This is a genomic window from Streptococcus mitis, assembly GCF_002096835.1.
GTDB lineage: Bacteria > Bacillota > Bacilli > Lactobacillales > Streptococcaceae > Streptococcus > Streptococcus mitis_W.
This window is the reverse complement of record NZ_NCVG01000004.1, coordinates 1-701: the sequence shown is the minus strand read 5'-3', so window position 1 is coordinate 701 and position 701 is coordinate 1. Positions and strand designations below refer to the sequence as shown.

General features: G+C 46.2%; 1 protein-coding gene. It reads left to right on the top strand.

The window, feature by feature from the left end; genetic code table 11:
• Positions 1–701 (top strand): MiiA motif-containing surface protein (locus tag B7699_RS00040; protein ID WP_474104081.1); only part of this gene is annotated, 701 nt, incomplete at both ends.

Sequence of the window (701 nt, the reverse complement as noted above, 5' to 3'; positions counted from 1 at the left end):
ACTGTAGTAGTGGACGATAAAGGAAACGCGACAGTTACAACTCCAGCAGGTAAGACAGCGGTTATCCCAGCGTCAGACTTGACTAAGTCAGCAGCAGACGCAGCTAAACCAAACGCAGGTAATGACATCGTTAAACCAGCGGACAAAACTGTAGTAGCTAACCCAGACAAACTTACAGACGCTGAGAAGAAAGCGATCGAAGATAAGGTTAAAGCAGTCAACCCAGGTTCCACTGTAGTAGTGGACGATAAAGGAAACGCGACAGTTACAACTCCGGAAGGTAAGACAGCGGTTATCCCAGCGTCAGACTTGACTAAGTCAGCAGCAGACGCAGCTAAACCAAACGCAGGCGATGACATCGTTAAACCAGCGGACAAAACTGTAGTAGCTAACCCAGACAAACTTACAGATGCTGAGAAGAAAGCGATCGAAGATAAGGTTAAAGCAGTCAACCCAGGTTCAATTGTAGTAGTAGACGATAAAGGCAATGCGACAGTTACAACTCCGGAAGGTGAGACAGCGGTAATTCCAGCGTCAGACTTAACTAAGTCAGCAGCAGATGCAGCTAAACCAAATGCAGGTGATGACATCGTTAAACCAGCGGATAAAACTGTAGTAGCTAACCCAGACAAACTTACAGACGCTGAGAAGAAAGCCATCGAAGATAAGGTTAAAGCAGTCAACCCAGGTTCAACTGTAGT